Source organism: Colwellia sp. 6_MG-2023 (genome assembly GCF_030547765.1).
In the GTDB taxonomy this organism is placed as follows: domain Bacteria; phylum Pseudomonadota; class Gammaproteobacteria; order Enterobacterales; family Alteromonadaceae; genus Colwellia.
Genome location: NZ_JAUOPP010000043.1, coordinates 1 through 16473, shown reverse-complemented (window position 1 = coordinate 16473; position 16473 = coordinate 1). Strand labels below are relative to the sequence as shown.

Annotated in this window: 16 protein-coding genes and 3 tRNA genes; 12 read left to right on the top strand and 7 right to left on the bottom strand. The window is 35.4% G+C overall.

The annotated features are described in order from the left end of the window. From Q4503_RS18360 to Q4503_RS18350, 3 genes are all read right to left on the bottom strand, one after another. A tRNA-Asp gene (locus Q4503_RS18360) sits at positions 1-73 on the bottom strand. A 74-nt stretch (positions 74-147) separates the two neighbouring features. Further along, a tRNA-Asp gene (locus tag Q4503_RS18355) sits at positions 148-224 on the bottom strand. 79 nt (positions 225-303) lie between these two features. Continuing rightward, positions 304-379 (bottom strand) — tRNA-Val (locus tag Q4503_RS18350). A gap of 291 nt (positions 380-670) precedes the next feature. On the opposite strand from Q4503_RS18350, the gene gltX reads away from it, so the two are divergent. After that, complete coding sequence (gene gltX / locus Q4503_RS18345; RefSeq protein ID WP_215974611.1) at positions 671-2083, top strand: glutamate--tRNA ligase; 1413 nt, start codon at positions 671-673, stop codon at positions 2081-2083. Between the two features lie 130 nt (positions 2084-2213). On the opposite strand, the gene Q4503_RS18340 is transcribed toward gltX, so the two are convergent. Continuing rightward, positions 2214-2582 (bottom strand): hypothetical protein, encoded by a 369-nt coding sequence (locus Q4503_RS18340; protein ID WP_354668423.1) that lies wholly within the window; start codon positions 2580-2582, stop codon positions 2214-2216. A gap of 219 nt (positions 2583-2801) precedes the next feature. Between Q4503_RS18340 and Q4503_RS18335 the strand changes: the two genes are divergently transcribed. After that, positions 2802-4151, top strand: a complete 1350-nt coding sequence (locus Q4503_RS18335; RefSeq protein WP_215974610.1) for a DEAD/DEAH box helicase — start codon at positions 2802-2804, stop codon at positions 4149-4151. A gap of 259 nt (positions 4152-4410) precedes the next feature. Further along, complete coding sequence (locus tag Q4503_RS18330) at positions 4411-6072, top strand: FMN-binding glutamate synthase family protein (RefSeq protein ID WP_215974609.1); 1662 nt, start codon at positions 4411-4413, stop codon at positions 6070-6072. Positions 6073-6224: 152 nt separating this feature from the next. On the opposite strand, the gene Q4503_RS18325 is transcribed toward Q4503_RS18330, so the two are convergent. From Q4503_RS18325 to Q4503_RS18315, 3 genes are all read right to left on the bottom strand, one after another. Continuing rightward, positions 6225-7082 (bottom strand): 23S rRNA (adenine(2030)-N(6))-methyltransferase RlmJ, encoded by an 858-nt coding sequence (locus Q4503_RS18325; protein ID WP_215974608.1) that lies wholly within the window; start codon positions 7080-7082, stop codon positions 6225-6227. A 147-nt stretch (positions 7083-7229) separates the two neighbouring features. Continuing rightward, entirely contained in the window at positions 7230-8822 is a 1593-nt protein-coding gene (locus tag Q4503_RS18320) for an ABC-F family ATPase (protein WP_215974607.1), read from the bottom strand. A 344-nt stretch (positions 8823-9166) separates the two neighbouring features. Next, entirely contained in the window at positions 9167-9364 is a 198-nt protein-coding gene (locus Q4503_RS18315; protein ID WP_303603138.1) for a LytTR family DNA-binding domain-containing protein, read from the bottom strand. 429 nt (positions 9365-9793) lie between these two features. Between Q4503_RS18315 and Q4503_RS18310 the strand changes: the two genes are divergently transcribed. The 9 genes from Q4503_RS18310 (at position 9794) to Q4503_RS18270 (ending at position 16370) form a co-directional block, all read left to right on the top strand. After that, positions 9794-10261: a hypothetical protein gene (locus Q4503_RS18310; protein ID WP_303603137.1), complete on the top strand. Its 468-nt coding sequence runs from the start codon at positions 9794-9796 to the stop codon at positions 10259-10261. Between the two features lie 120 nt (positions 10262-10381). Continuing rightward, positions 10382-10621 (top strand): hypothetical protein, encoded by a 240-nt coding sequence (locus Q4503_RS18305; protein WP_303603136.1) that lies wholly within the window; start codon positions 10382-10384, stop codon positions 10619-10621. 126 nt (positions 10622-10747) lie between these two features. Then, positions 10748-11101, top strand: a complete 354-nt coding sequence (locus Q4503_RS18300) for a MerR family transcriptional regulator (RefSeq protein ID WP_303603135.1) — start codon at positions 10748-10750, stop codon at positions 11099-11101. Between the two features lie 59 nt (positions 11102-11160). After that, a complete protein-coding gene (locus tag Q4503_RS18295; protein WP_303603134.1) occupies positions 11161-11982 on the top strand; it encodes an SDR family oxidoreductase in 822 nt (273 codons plus the stop codon). Between the two features lie 214 nt (positions 11983-12196). Further along, positions 12197-13156 (top strand): phosphotransferase, encoded by a 960-nt coding sequence (locus Q4503_RS18290; protein WP_303603133.1) that lies wholly within the window; start codon positions 12197-12199, stop codon positions 13154-13156. Positions 13157-13300: 144 nt separating this feature from the next. Further along, the gene (upp, locus tag Q4503_RS18285) at positions 13301-13930 is read left to right on the top strand and encodes a uracil phosphoribosyltransferase (protein ID WP_215974604.1); all 630 of its coding nucleotides are present in this window, start codon (positions 13301-13303) and stop codon (positions 13928-13930) included. An 85-nt stretch (positions 13931-14015) separates the two neighbouring features. Continuing rightward, positions 14016-14822: an alpha/beta fold hydrolase gene (locus Q4503_RS18280; protein ID WP_303603132.1), complete on the top strand. Its 807-nt coding sequence runs from the start codon at positions 14016-14018 to the stop codon at positions 14820-14822. A gap of 285 nt (positions 14823-15107) precedes the next feature. Further along, entirely contained in the window at positions 15108-15635 is a 528-nt protein-coding gene (locus Q4503_RS18275; protein ID WP_303603131.1) for a DUF3750 domain-containing protein, read from the top strand. Positions 15636-15935: 300 nt separating this feature from the next. Further along, complete coding sequence (locus Q4503_RS18270; protein ID WP_303603130.1) at positions 15936-16370, top strand: GNAT family N-acetyltransferase; 435 nt, start codon at positions 15936-15938, stop codon at positions 16368-16370. Positions 16371-16473: the final 103 nt, after the last annotated feature.

The following is a 16473-nucleotide window of genomic DNA, read 5'->3' as shown; positions in this document are numbered from 1 at the left end:
GGAGTGGACGGGACTCGAACCCGCGACCCCCGGCGTGACAGGCCGGTATTCTAACCAACTGAACTACCACTCCGCAGAATATACATATCTTCGAGTTTGACACTATTAATAATGTACGGGACTCGAACCCGTTTTGATGGATATAAGTGGCGGAGTGGACGGGACTCGAACCCGCGACCCCCGGCGTGACAGGCCGGTATTCTAACCAACTGAACTACCACTCCGCAGTATATATCTATCTTCGAGTTTACACATTTTAAATGGACGGTACTCGAAACCGTAACAAAGCATCTTAAATAAAGATGGTGGACGATACTGGGCTTGAACCAGTGACCCCCGCCTTGTAAGGGCGGTGCTCTCCCAACTGAGCTAATCGTCCGTCTCTGTGGGTGCGTATTATAGGGAGATCCAAAATACTGTCAACATAAAAACTACTAAAAACACTAATTTTTTTCGAAAAAGTGATTGTTTGATTTTTTTTTGCGCATAACGGTGTTTTTGTCGACATTATCGTTGAAATCTTTGCGCAATATTAGAGATTAGTTGTAAACAAATTCTGTTAACAGGTGAATTCGCACAAGCACAGTGTTAAAATGTCGCCAATTTTAGACCTATTTATTTTCTAGGCTGCTTCTTTATATAGCCTAGTTTTTTTCATATTGAGAATTTTATGACTTTAACTACTCGTTTTGCCCCTAGTCCTACCGGTTATTTACATGTTGGTGGTGCTCGTACTGCTTTATATAGTTGGCTTTATGCTAAAAAGAATGGCGGTGACTTTATTCTTCGCATTGAAGACACCGATTTAGAACGTTCAACACAAGCTTCTGTTGATGCCATTATGGATGGTATGAATTGGTTGAACCTAGAATGGACTCATGGTCCTTACTTTCAAACTGAACGTTTTGATCGTTATAAAGAAGTTATTGAACAGTTATTAGCTTCTGGTAATGCATACCGTTGTTATAGTACTGCTGAAGAAGTTGATGCAATGCGTGAAGAAGCCAAAGCTAAAGGCGAAATAGAAAAGTATAATGGCTTATGGCGAGAACGTACTGATTACCCTGAAGACAAACCTTTTGTAATTCGTTTTAAAAATCCAATCGGCGGTGACGTTGTTATTAAAGATATGGTTAAAGGTGATATAACTATTAGTAACGACCAGCTTGATGATTTAATCATTGCACGTTCTGATGGAACTCCAACTTATAACCTTACTGTTGTTGTTGATGACTGGGATATGAAAGTCACTCATGTTGTTCGTGGTGATGATCATATCTCTAATACACCTAAACAAATTAATATTCTGGCAGCACTTGGCGCTACAATTCCTGAATATGCACATATTCCAATGATTTTAGGTGATGATGGTAAACGTTTATCTAAACGTCATGGCGCAGTAAGTGTAATGCAATACCGTGATGACGGTTATTTACCAGAAGCATTATTAAATTATTTAGTACGTTTAGGTTGGTCACATGGTGACAAAGAAATTTTTTCTCGCGAAGAAATGATCGAGTTATTTGATTTAAAAGATTGTAACCGTGCGCCATCTGGATTTAATACCGATAAGCTTATTTGGGTAAACCAACATTATATGAAAACAATGGACCCTGAATATGTAGCAGAGCATCTTGCTTGGCACATGAAAGATCAAGGTATTGATACGAGTAATGGACCTGCACTTGCTGAAATTGTAAAAATACAAGCAGATCGTGTTAAAACATTGAAAGAAATGGCAGAAATATCGCGTTATTTTTATGAAGACTTCTCTGAGCTTGATGCTAAAGCCGTTAAAAAACATTTGCGCCCAGTAGTAAAAGAGCCTTTATTATTAGTTAAAGCAAAACTTGCAGCATTAACTGATTGGCAACCAGCATTGATTCATGCGGCTATTAACGATACTGCAGAAGAGTTAGAAGTAGGCATGGGCAAAGTTGGAATGCCACTTCGAGTTGCTGCTACAGGTGGTGGTAATTCACCGTCACTTGATATTACGCTAGCGTTATTAGATCAAAGTAAAGTTATTGAGCGTATTGAGCAAGCACTTATTGTTGTTGAAGAAAGAATTACAGCAGGTTAAATCACAAAGCTAAATTAAGCTAAGCTGTAGAATAAGCAAATGTTAAAAAGGTAACAATCTAAAGGTTGTTACCTTTTTTCGTTTAAGCGCATTAATAATATATAACTAACCCAAATGTTATGCGAGTGGTTTAATGTACTAAGCCGTTTCTGATTAAGCCTCTACGTATATTTTTACATAACTTACCTAAGCGAGAAATATCCCCCAATAATGGAGTTTCACCTCGATCTATACGTGATTCCCACTCTGAAAGTTCAGTGTCAGCTAGCTCTAATAATTTTTTAGGACAACCGACGCATTTACCTGCACAAATTTGTGCTTCAGGTAAAGTGAATGGAAAATCTTGCCGTACTTGGGTAATTAAATCAATCATTGCATTAGTTGGTTTAGGTTTACGTGCTTCAGATTTTATTGGTGTAGATATACATGACTTAGCTTTATGTGGTGTAGTAACAAGCGCATTAGTTGATATGTTAATGATTGGAATTTGATTCATCATATTTTATCCCCCAAATATAGGAATTTACTATTAAAGGGTAATAAAAAAACAAGCTATATAACTTGCGTTAAATCAATTAATCTTTATTTTATTACATGGCAGTAGATGTTAACGTCATAGAGATATTGATTAAGTCAATTTTTGCAATATTTATTAGTTATAAATGTATCGATGCAGGTTATAATACGGCTGTAATACTTACTTTTTTCGGAGAAAAATTTGCAATTTAGCGATCTTGGTTTAGATAATACTTTAATGAGTACTGTTCAACACCTTGGTTTTAAAGAACCAACACAAATTCAGCAACAGGCAATTCCTGCCGCAATGGCGGGGCATGACTTAATTGCTTCTTCTAAAACAGGCTCGGGTAAAACCTTAGCCTTTGTTATACCTGCAATTCAGCGCTTAACGAAAAATAGAGCCTTGTCTAAGCGTGATCCTCGTGTTGTGATTTTAACGCCAACACGAGAGCTTGCAAAACAAGTCTTTAGTCAACTGCGCTTGTTTACTGCCAATACGCAATTTAAAGCGGTATTAATTTTAGGTGGTGAAAACTTTAATGATCAAGTAAAGGTGTTAGAGAAAGAGCCACACTTTATTGTTGCAACTCCAGGACGGTTAGCTGATCATTTAACGCAAGGACACTTTTATTTAAACGGCTTAGAATTATTAATTCTAGATGAAGCAGATCGCATGCTTGATTTAGGCTTCAGTAAAGAGTTGAGCCAAATAAATAAAGCCGCTAATCATCGTAAACGCCAAACATTGTTATTTTCAGCAACACTTGACCATGCACAAGTGAATGAATTTGCCACTGAATTATTGAAAAAACCTAAGCGTATTGCCATTAATGCTGGGCATAGTGAACATTTAGATATTACCAAACGCTTTTATCTTGCAGATAATTTGACGCAAAAAGAAGCGTTGTTACAGCACTTTTTAACGAGTGAAACAACACAACAAGTTATCATCTTTACGGCAACACGTAGTGATACCGAGCGTTTAGCTAAAATGTTATCTGAAGAAAAACTTAATGCAGTAGCGTTAAGTGGTGAGCTAAACCAAGGTCAACGTAATCAGATAATGGAAAGCTTTGCTAAAGGACACCATAAAATATTAGTAACAACAGATTTAGCTTCACGCGGACTTGATTTGGTAAATGTCTCTCATGTTATTAATTTTGATATGCCTAAACATACTGAAGAATTTGTTCACCGTATTGGTCGCACCGGTCGTGCGGGCACAAAAGGAGATTCAATTTCATTGGTTGGCCCTAATGATTGGTTAAGCTTTAAAAACGTAGAAGCTTTCTTACAACAAAAAATTAGCTTTAATAAAGTTGAAGGTATCAAAGTAAGTTTTAAAGGTTTGAAACCGAAAAAACCTAGAGTAGAGAAAGCAAAACCAGTCGTTAATAAGAGTAAAAAGGTTGCTGACAATAGACCAAGAAAAGTTATTAAGAAAACATTTCTTGATATACAAGATGCTGGCGCAATGAAAATTATTAAGCGTAAAAAAGCATTAACACCTGCGGAAATAGAAGATAGCACTAAAAAAGAACAGGATTAAGCTATTAGTTTAACTTGTAGGTATTTTTTAGAATGATATTACCGTTAAAAAGCAACATTAGTTGCTTTTTTTATGCCTTAAATACTATTTTTGCGACCAGTATTGCTCGACTTGAGTAATATGGAAACTAAGCACAGTAAATGTTTAAGCCTTGATTATTTAGAATTTATATAAAAAACCAAATAAATAATGATAGTATTTAAGAAAGAATACACGAATTATTATTAAAATAATTGTTTTCATTTCATAGGAAAATTTCATGACCATAATGCAAAAATTTCTCTGGTTAATTGTTACCTTAGGTAATTTTTCAGCTGGCTACTTATATATACAAAGCCCAAGTGTTTTTAGTTTAATCTTATTGTTGGTCACTATGCTGTACAGTGTTGTTGGGCTTTATGATGTGTTTTATAGTCGTCATAGTTTAAATAGACTTTACCCTGTTGCAGCTTATTTACGTTATTTTCTAGAATCTTTTCGAGTAGAAATACAGCAGTACTTTATCGCCAATAACACCGAAGAGCTTCCTTTTAATCGCGAGCAACGTACATTAGTTTATCGCCGTGCGAAAAATGAACTTGATACCATTGCTTTTGGTACGCAACGCAACTTGTTGGAAGATAATTATTTAAGCTTATGGCATTCTTTATCACCCGTACATATAAAAGAAAGCGCGAAAAAAGTACTGATTGGAGGGGATAGTTGTAAACAACCTTATTTAGCTTCTTATTTAAATATTTCAGCGATGAGTTTTGGCTCATTAAGTAAGAACGCTATTGAAGCATTTAATTTAGGAGCAAAAAAAGCAGGTTGTTATCATAATACTGGTGAAGGTGGCGCAAGTCCGTATCATTTAAAACATGGTGGCGATGTGGTTTGGCAATTAGGCACAGGTTTGTTTGGTTGTCGTGATGAAAGCGGGCGCTTTGATCCTGATAACTTTAAAAAAACGGCAGCCTTACCACAAGTTAAAATGATAGAAATAAAGTTAAGCCAGGGGGCTAAGCCGGGTCATGGTGGTGTTTTACCAAAAGCAAAAATTACCGATGAAATTGCTCGTATTAGGCATATTCCAAAAGACAGAGACTGTGTTTCTCCTGCGGTTAACCCTGAATGTACCACACCTAAAGCTTTATTGGCGTTTGTTCAGCAATTGCGCGAGTTAAGTGGCGGTAAACCTATTGGTTTTAAGTTGTGTATTGGTAATCCCGCTGAATTTTTAAGTCTTTGTAAGGCTATGTTAGCAACGGGTATTACGCCTGATTTTATTACTGTTGATGGTGCTGAAGGCGGTACTGGTGCTGCGCCAGTTGAATTTGCTAATCGCTTAGGCTTGATTTGTTTAGAGGGCGTAAGTATTGTACATAATGCACTAATTGGTGTTGGCCTTCGAGATAAGATAAAAATTATCGCATCAGGTAAAACGGCATCAAGCTTTGAATTACTTTCTAAAATAGCTGCAGGTGCAGATCTTGTGAATGCTGCAAGAAGTATGATGTTAGCCATTGGTTGTATTCAATCAAGACACTGTAATACTAACCGTTGTCCAACCGGTATTGCAACACAAGATCCCGCAAGAGCGAAAGCGATTGATGTTGAAGTTAAAAGTGAACGTGTGAAGTATTTTCATCATAATACGCTAGAGAGCTTTTTTGAGTTAGTTGGCAGTATGGGCTTAGATGATCCTACTAAATTAGAGCCTCAAATGATAAAAAGACGCACGCCTTATGGTTCACAGATGTCGATGGGAAGCTTAGTTGCTCCATTACCGCCTAGAGTTTTAGTTGATGAAACAGTAACGGATGAAACTTGGAAACTATGGTGGCAAGCTTGTAGTGCCGACAATTTTTATGTTGACGATTTATTTATACTGAAAGGGCTTGAGTTTAATCAAGTGAAAAGTTATCAGCCAATTGTGTAGCTTATATTTTAGTTTATTTTAATCGTACTAACCTAACTTAAACAATTTTCCTCTCAATCATGCATACCTTTATTATGGTAAAGGGAAGCCATGATTGAGAGAAGCTATCATTGAGATAAATCTTAATTGAAATAAATTGAACAGAATTTATTTTATTCAGGAATTAACTGTTTAACGGTATAACTTGTGTTGTTAGTGCCTAACTTGCTTTTCATGAAAGGTAATATTTCATCAAGTTGTTCCGACAATTGCCATGGTGGATTAACAATAAATAACCCTGTGCCAGTCATTCCATATTTGTCAGTATCATTTTCTAAGCAAAATTCTACTTGTAAAACATTTTTAACCGCACTTTTGCTAAACGTATAACTCATCTGCTCAACAAGCTCTCGTTTAACAACCGGATACCAAAGAATATAAGTACCAGTAGCAAACTTTGTATAAGCTTTAATAATTGTTTGAACGGCTTTGTTATAGTCTTCTTTTAGCTCGTATGGTGGGTCTATTAATACAACACCACGACGACTTGGTGGTGGTACTAAACCTAAAACACCTTGATAACCATCACTTTGCTTAACGAACACTTTTTTCCAGCGATAACAAAAATCATTTAAATGTTCAATGTCTGTAGGGTGTAGTTCAAATAAGTGAGTACTGTCTTGTCGGCGCATAAAACGTTTAGCAATGCCCGGAGAACCCGGATATAACGTTAAATCGTTCACGTCAGTGTTTGTGCTACTTGGGTTTAATGATTTAATTAAATCAATATAAGGCTGAAGAGATTCAGGTATAGCAGATTCATTGATTAACTTGGCAATACCTTCTTTATACTCCCCTGTTTTCTGTGCATATTCATCTTCTAATTGATACATGCCCGCGCCAGAGTGGCTATCAATATAATGAAAGCCTTTCTCTTTACGAGTCATATAGTCAAGTACAAGTGTTAGTACGCTATGCTTGAGTACATCAGCAAAGTTTCCTGCATGAAAAGCGTGACGGTAACTTAACAAAAAAAATCCTTAAAACACATCATATCTGAGTTTATAAATAGGGTAGAGAATAGAGTCAGTTATAGTGAAATTTAGCTAAATCTATTCGATAATAATACAAGGTAATCTTATTAAGAGACTTACCTTGTATTATAAAAGGATGAAATTTTAGGCTTTGCTTGCTAAGTACTCGTCGTAAGTACCGGCAAAGTCAACATAACCGTCGGTTGTTAATTCAATAACACGCGTTGCAATTGTTGAAACAAACTCACGGTCATGACTAACAAATAACAATGTGCCTTCATAGCTTTCAAGCGCCATGTTTAATGATTCAATAGACTCCATGTCCATGTGGTTGGTTGGCTCATCAAGTACTAAAATATTTGGTTTTTGCATCATTAGCTTACCAAATAACATACGACCTTTTTCACCACCAGATAATACGCTCACGTTCTTTTTAATATCATCAGCAGAGAATAATAAACGGCCTAAGTAACCACGAACTGCTTGTTCATCATCCGTTGGTTGACGCCATTGGCTCATCCACTCAAATAGGTTCATGTCGTTTTCAAATTCAAATTCATGATCTTGAGCATAATAACCAATATTAACGTTTTCAGACCAAGTAAACTCACCAGAATCAAGTTCATAACCAACATCACTCATTAAAGCACGTAAAAAGGTAGTTTTACCAATACCGTTTTCACCAATAATAGCGACACGTTCACCTACTTCAATCAAGGCTGAAATATCTTTTAGTATATGATTTTCATCAAAACTTTTATTTGCTTTTTCAATAACTAAAGCGTTACGGAATAATTTCTTTTCTTGTTCAAAACGAATAAATGGGTTGCTACGACTTGATGCTTTAACTTCGTCTAATTGAATCTTATCAATTTGTTTAGCGCGAGAAGTTGCTTGTTTTGCTTTAGATGCGTTGGCAGAGAAACGAGCAACGAAAGCTTGTAGCTCACCAATTTGTGCTTTTTTCTTGGCATTGTCTGCTAATAAACGTGCGCGCGCTTGAGTAGCCGCTAACATATATTCATCATAGTTACCTGGATAAACACGTAGCTCACCGTAATCTAAATCAGCCATGTGAGTACAAACACTGTTTAAGAAATGTCTATCATGAGAAATGATAATCATCGTTGAATTACGTTCATTTAAGGTTTCTTCTAACCATTGAATTGTATGAATATCCAAGTTGTTGGTTGGCTCATCAAGTAATAAAATATCAGGATCTGAAAATAGTGCTTGTGCCAATAATATACGTAATTTGAAGCCAGGTGCAATTTCACTCATTAATCCGTAATGTTGTTCAACAGGAATGCCAACACCAATGAGTAATTCACCAGCGCGTGCTTCAGCACTATAGCCATCCATTTCAGCATATTCTGATTCTAAGTCACCAACTTTCATGCCGTCAGCTTCACTCATTTCAGGTAAAGCATAAATACGGTCACGTTCTTCTTTTACCGCCCAAAGTTCAGTATGACCCATAATCACGGTATCAATAACGCTCGATGTTTCAAATGCGAACTGGTCTTGACGTAACTTACCCAAACGTTCACCAGTATCTAGGCTTACATTGCCAGAGGTTTGTTCTAAATCACCACCTAAAATTTTCATAAAGGTTGATTTACCACAACCATTGGCACCGATTAAACCGTAGCGATTTCCGCCACCAAATTTTTGTGAAATATTTTCAAATAGAGGTTTAGCCCCAAACTGTTGGGTAATATTATTTGCTGCAAGCATGATGTATTCCGTTTAATGTTGTTAATTATTAGGCGTGAGTAAGTGATTTATTAAGCAAAGGCTTCATTGAAGAAATCAAATACAATAACCATAAAATAATGCGCGCGATTATACACTATTCTACGTTAATCTGATACGACAATTTAGGTTGAATACTCTTAGGGGGAGGCATTATAAATATATCCGTTAATTTTTAGAAAATTTAAATCATATATTAACAATGCCTGATAGTTATCTCACAAATTCATGAGGTGAGTAGCTCAAATTTTAATGCAAATTTCTATAAGCGGGGGTCCTAATTCATTGTCCTCGTTAATTGACTCTGTTGTTTATTTTTAAAGAAATCATAGTAGGTTTAATGCTGTAATGTTTTTCATATAAGTACGAGATACAGGTACAGTCAATGAATTTGATAAATTAAGAGATACTTTTCGTCCATCACGTTGTGCCGTTGTAATAGCATCAATTGCTACCCACCAAGAACGATGAGTTTGTAACCCCGCATAAGATTCTAATAATGCTAATGCATCTTTAAAGCGCATCTAAAGTTTGATGAGGTGTATAATAACACCTCTAATTAGGTGGCCAAAATCACTGTACCACTACATACCTAGCTCGTAAGATTAAGGAACAACTTAATTACGCCTATATCCCACATTTAAGAAATGCCATTGAGCCTGATACAAGGACATTCCTAGTTGATACGCTCAAGTATTTAATTAACAAAGACTTAATACAAGAAAATGAGTCCACAATAGATATATTTACTACGCTATTAAGTAGTGTAAATAACCTTTTTAGTATGACCAAACTTACAGAGACTTCTAGTGCAGGCTTACTCGGTGCATTTATCAATTATCAAAAGACTTCTCCACAAAAAGTTCATTTGTTTAGGAACTGGGTGCTTAAAAACCATATTTTTGAGCTAAATGATTTAGACATTTCTGGGTTTGTTAAGATTTTCAATAAAATTGCAGACTCGAAAAGAAAAGAAAAGAAAAGAAATATTTATCTCTATGCAATTCTCAGAAGATACCCAGCAAAATTTTGAAGCCATTAAGAATGCTGTTGATGAAGTGAATGCTGAACATAATGAAAATATCGGTATCCGTGAAATCAGGATTGATCAATTTAATACAGGATATTCATATGATATTAACGATGAGATCCTATCGCTCATTAAAAGCTGTGGTTTATTGATTGCTGATTTAACAAAAGGTAATAAAAACGTTTACCACGAAATCGGCTACCTTATGGGATTAAATAAAGGAAAAGGCCTTAGTCATTCTAATTTTATTTTGATTCATAACAGCGGTGTTGGAAACTGTAATGAAGACGTAGGGTTTAACCTAGTATCCACTAAACAGCTTCGTGTCGATAATAGCAATTCACTTCGTCTACAGCTTAAAGAGCAAATCAAAATTTACTATGGTCTTTAAGTTGACTTAATGTATACATATGTTCTACATTTTTTTTATTTCCTTACCTTGTTGATATTTAACAATTAAATAACTGGTGACACATAATAAGCTGTTATTTTTTCTGAAAGGAAGTCAATCTTGGATACAGCCGTTATACACTCAAATAAAATGAGTGTAAAATCTACATTAAAATTATTACTTATTCTTTTGCCAGTTTTTGGGGTGCTTACTGGAATAGGGCTTGGGTTAATCCTAGGTAATACAGCGTTTGAAACTATTTCTGATTTATATCTAAAAATAGGGGCAGTTCTATTACCTATAATAGCTATCGTAATTTTGGCGTTAACTCGTTATTTTAAGCAAATTGATAGTTTGTAGCATAGAAAATATAATAATCTGTTAAATAAAAACCAAATACAGTTGGTTTTACTTTATGATTATAACCTAACTATCATTTGCCACGTAAAATGGCGTTGTGCGTTTATCAATATAGGAGTTCATAATTTGTTAATCGGTCAAGTTGCTGAACTTACTGGCGCTACTCGTAAGGCTATTCGTCATTATGAAATGATAGAATTAATACCCTCTCCAAAAAGAAGCGGGACTTATCGAACTTATACTGAACATGACGTAATGGTCATAAATATGATTCGAAGAGCTCAAACCCTAGGGTTTAGTCTTAATGAATTAAAAGAGATTGTATCTAAAAAAATCACTGATCAAAAACTTCCTATTCCACTTGTTTCTGCTCATATCGATAACAAAGTAATCGAATTGGAAAAAAAATCTGAAGCCTTACAATCTAAGATTAAAAAATTAAATCAATTTAAAATTGATTTAATTAAAGAATTTTCTTGACCTTGCCCTTAGGGGTAAGGGTTATCGTTTCTTCTAAATTTATTTAGGAGATAATTATAATGAAAAATTTAACTTTCAAGAACAAAACGGTATTAATTACAGGGGCATCTTCTGGTATTGGTAAAGAATTTGCTCATCAACTTGCCAAACAAAATGCAAACTTAATAATCACAGCGAGAACAAACCGTGTTCTTGTTGAATTAGCTAAAACATTACAGTCTGAGAATCCGAGTATTTGGGTGAAAACAATAGATGTTGACCTTAGTGAGTCCGATGGCGCCCAATTGTTATTTTCAAAAGTTGAGGGCATGGGGTTATCAGTAGATTTTCTAATAAATAACGCCGGCTTTGGCAAGTTTTGTGAGTTTTCTGGCGAAACTTTTTCAAACTATAATAAAATGATGATGCTCAATATGAACGCGCTTGTCGAACTTACTCATTTATTTCTTCCACACATGCTAGAAAAAAATAGTGGCGGTGTTATTAATGTTGGCTCTACAGGATCTTTTCAACCTTTACCTTACCAGGCTGTCTATGGTGCATGTAAAGCTTTCGTCTTAAACTTTTCAGAAGCTTTATCAGGCGAACTATTAGGTACAAATATTCGAGTTATGGCTTTATGCCCAGGTGTAACCGAATCTAACTTTATGAAAAGAGCAGATGCTGATACATCACAAATGAAATTTTCATCAACAGAAAAAGTGGTAAACACAGCATTAAATGCCTATGGTAAAAATCGAATATATGTCGTATCTGGTTGCGTTAATTATTTAACATCATTAATACCTCGATTTGTTTCACGAAAGACAACCGTGAAAATTGTTACCAATATGTTCAAAAATAGCGTGTTAAATAATCAAGAACTGCGAAAAAACGCATAAGATCTTTAACGAACAAAAAAACTAGCTGGCTGTGCTCGTTCCTCACTATTATAGCCAGCTAGTTTAGCTTGTCTTAGTGTGTATTAGTCGACATCCATTAATCAATATTGTGCAAAATCATATAGGCTTTTCTATTAAGTACTTTTATTAAAAGCGTCTTCTAATGTTAAACTACAAAAAATTAATTACTTAATACCTAATACTTAATATAGCTATGGCATTTTACCTTCCTTTAGTACAACTTCATTTTAAACACATTAAAATTGTCGATACGCTAACATCACTTTGGAGCGGATGTGGCAGTATTGTGCAGTGCCAGCTTGATGATAAAGCCTGTGTAATTAAAGCGATTAAGGTACCCAGCTACATAAGGCATCCTAAAATTAAACAAAGTGCATTTGCACTAAAAAGAAAACAAGATTCTTATCGTGTTGAATATCATTTTTATAAGTTACATAGCCTGCATTTACCAATATATGCGCAAAGTATTGAATGTATAAAGGCAATTAATAAAGATGATGAATATGTATTGGTATTTAAAGATTTCACTAAGCATGGGTTTGCTCAAGCTGGGCAACAACACATTAAAGCGATATTAAATTGGCTTGCGCACTTTCATGCATTTAACTTAAATAAGCCCACTGACGGGTTATGGCAACAAGGTAACTACTGGCATTTAAGCACGCGTCCTGATGAGTTTAACAAACTAAAAGAAAGCGCAGATAAAAAGTCCGATATTAAAAATGTTGCACATAAAATAGATGAGCAACTACAAAGTTGTGCGTACAAAACGCTGGTTCATGGTGATGCGAAACTTGCTAACTTTGCAGCAAATGAGCGTGGTAAAATACTCGGTTATGATTTTCAATATATAGGTGCAGGTAGTGGGGTAATTGATGTCATGTATTTTATGACCAGTTGCTTTAGTGATAAGCAATTACATGAATACGCTGATGAGTACCTTGTATATTATTTTGATAATTTAAAAGCAGCAATTACTACTTATCATCCAAAAGCACCCGCAGATAAAATAGCTAACGACTGGCTTTTTTTATGGCCTGCTGCATGGGCAGATTTTTATCGGTTTTTAGCTGGCTGGAGTCCACAACATCAAAAAATGAATAGCTATATGCTTAAACAGGTGAACAACTGGTTAGCGAGTAATATTGAATAAACAGGTTTTGCTAAACTCTTGCATAAATATCAAGCAAAACCATATGTTTTGACACCGGATATTAAAATCTCTTGAAAACTACAGGTCAAATAATCATTTTTAATATAAAATATCGCTAATTATTGTCTTAGTAGGTTTTTTATCATGGCTATTCACGTTATTACTCACCCTCTTGTTCAACATAAACTCGGCTTAATGCGCGCATATGGCATTAGCACTAAAAGTTTTCGTGAATTGTGCTCTGAAGTAGGTACATTATTAACTTACGAAGCGACTAAAAACTTACCACTTGAAGATAACGAAATAACGAGTTGGGATGGCAATAAATTAAATGTGCAACATATTAAAGGGAAAAAAATCACGGTAGTGCCTATTTTGCGTGCGGGCTTGGGTATGATGGACGGCGTAATGCAATTATTGCCAGCTGCTAAGGTAAGTGTAGTAGGGCTGCAACGTAATGAAGAAACATTAGAGCCAATTCCGTACTTTGAAAAGCTAGTGGGTAATATTGATGAACGCTTGAGCCTAGTAATTGACCCAATGCTTGCAACGGGTGGTTCAATGATTGCGACTATCGACATGCTTAAAAAAGCAGGATGTAAAGAAATTAAAGTAATTATACTTGTAGCCGCGCCTGAGGGGGTTACAAAAACACTTGAAGCTCATCCTGACATCGAAATATTTACTGCATCTGTAGACAGCCACCTTAACGAAAAAGGATATATAGTGCCTGGTTTAGGTGATGCAGGCGATAAAATATTTGGGACTGTTTAGAAGAATTTCTTGAGTCGCTAATTGACCTGTTTTATTTTAATATGCTTTACCGCTTAAACTGGCGGTAAGTGTTTAAGGAAATTAAGTGAAACTCGGATTGTTGTTTTTAATCTCTATTATTGCTTTTAGTGCTTCGGCTGAAATTAGTTTAGTCAAAGTAAAAGGTTTTGATGTCGAATATGAAATTAAAGGTAGTGGAAAGCATGTTGTTTTCTTAGAAGCTGGTGGCTCTGCTGGTTTGTCTGATTGGGATCCTATTTTCGAAAACCTAGCTAAAAACGCTAAAGTTATTCGTTACTCAAGAATTGGTAATGGTGGTTCAGAGAAAATTAAAAAAAATTATTCCTCTGAAGAGTATGCAGAGGAAGCTTATTTATTGTTAAGAGCTTTAAAAATTGACCAACCTGTTGTTTATGTGGCGCATTCATATGGTGCTTATATCGCTAGAATATTTTCGTCAACCTATCCTGATAAAGTATCAGCTTTAATGCTGATTGAGCCAGCTTCAGAACATGACGTTGATATAATGCGTAAAATTGATTTAGCGCTAGCTGAAAAAGAAATAGCCCAAGTAAAATTAGATGACCTTGCCAACGGTATGTCTAATCAATATCTAGATTTTTGGTCAAAACGTCCTTTACCTGATTATCCCCTTATACCTGATATTCCCGTAACTGTGATCGCATCTACAAAGAAATTTGAAAAGCCTTCACTTTTATTTTTTTCTGATCAAGCTCGCGATATGTGGGGGCAATGGCACTCAGACTGGGTAAATACTTTTCCACAGGGAAAAATTGTTTTAACAAATAAAAGCTACCACTACCCTCAAAACGATGAACCTGAAATGGTTGTTAAAGAAATTACAGAGCTGTTGTCACGAGTTAAACATTAACAAGCAAAATCAGTGGAATAAATTAACAAGGTTAGTTGCTTAAAGTCATTGATGATTATTATGTTTTAACAGGAAAATACGATATATTTGATACGTTTTTGTAGATGAAAATACTATTTTAGAGAACAATATGTCTGTTAGTCCATTAACATCAGCGGGTCGCAACGGTCTTTGTTCGCGTGGCTATGGTAAAAAATACTGTTTACCTTAACTTAGTCGCTCGACAAACAGTGATAAGCCATTTAAGGCTTCAATGAAATACAATTTATAGGACAAGTACGGTATATGAAAACTTTGATTATTGTTTGTGTTGTATTGTTTATTAGTGCTTGTTCAAACACTGATTGGCGTACAGCGAGCCGAGAGTCTGCGGATATTGCTACTCTTCCTAGTGAAGATAGCAGAGCTATTATTGAGTTTTATGCTGCCGATGCGTATAGCTGGCGTGGTTGGTTTGCAGTTCACCCTTGGATTGCAATTAAAGAAGAAAAAGCAGCTAAGTATAGTGTTTATGAAGTTACAGGTTGGCAAGTAAAACGTGGCTTATCTGCTATAAGAGAATATGAAACGGAGACACCAGATAGATATTGGTTTGGATCAAAACCTGAATTATTGCTTTCTATTAAAGGAGATAAGGCTGCTAAACTTATCCCTCAAATTAAAGCCGCCATAGCGGTTTATCCTTGGGCAAATGAATACCGTGTTATTCCAGGTCCAAATAGTAATACCTTTGTCGCTTGGGTTGCTCTTCAAGTACCAGAACTTGAACTTGAATTACCATTTAGTGCCATTGGCAGTGGTTATGCCGATTAATAATTAATAAAGATAGTTGATTTAATTTAGTCGCTCAAATTTGAACACTACAGACTCCTCAACTTCAGTTAAGAACTGATCTGTAAGTTATATGTGGCTGCCCTAGTTAATGTTAATTAACTATTTGATTACCTGTTAATTAGCGGGTATTTTATTCATAATGATATTTATGAATTTAAAATTATTTAGAAGCTAATTTAATTAATGTAGTGGCTATAGTTATTGGTGAATGTAAAACGAACTACTACACTTTTATTTTGCTTAACGATCAATGAAAAATGTAATTTTGGCAGCAAATTAATGAACAAATTTGAAATAAATACGAATAGATTAAACATCAAATTAATGGATGAAGATGGAAGCCAACAGCTCTATGAGAAAAATTATTGGGGGCTTTGGAAGGTGAGTGTAAAGGGCAATGATGTTTTTATTGGTTACATACTGGTAAAGCCATTAAATATATCGAGTGAGTTCCCCGATGTTAATAACATAGAAATAGGTTGGCGTTTTAAAGAAGAAAACTGGGGGCAAGGTTATGCAACAGAAGCTGCCAAAGCCGTTGCTGATAAAGTAACTGAACAACCAAACATTAAAATGCTTAGTGCCACGGCAGATGTAAATAACGACGCATCAATTCGGATAATGGAAAAGTTGGGTATGTCTTTCGTTAAGAATTACAAGGATGAAACGCAAAAAACAGATGTGGTGTCGGTACTTTATTCTAAGGTGTTATAACTCCAAATATTGAGTTAATAACTAAATAACCTCAGATCGGGTTAAGCCCTAACCATAGCATTCTTCTCTACGTCATTAATATTAAGGGTTGGCTTATTTTCTT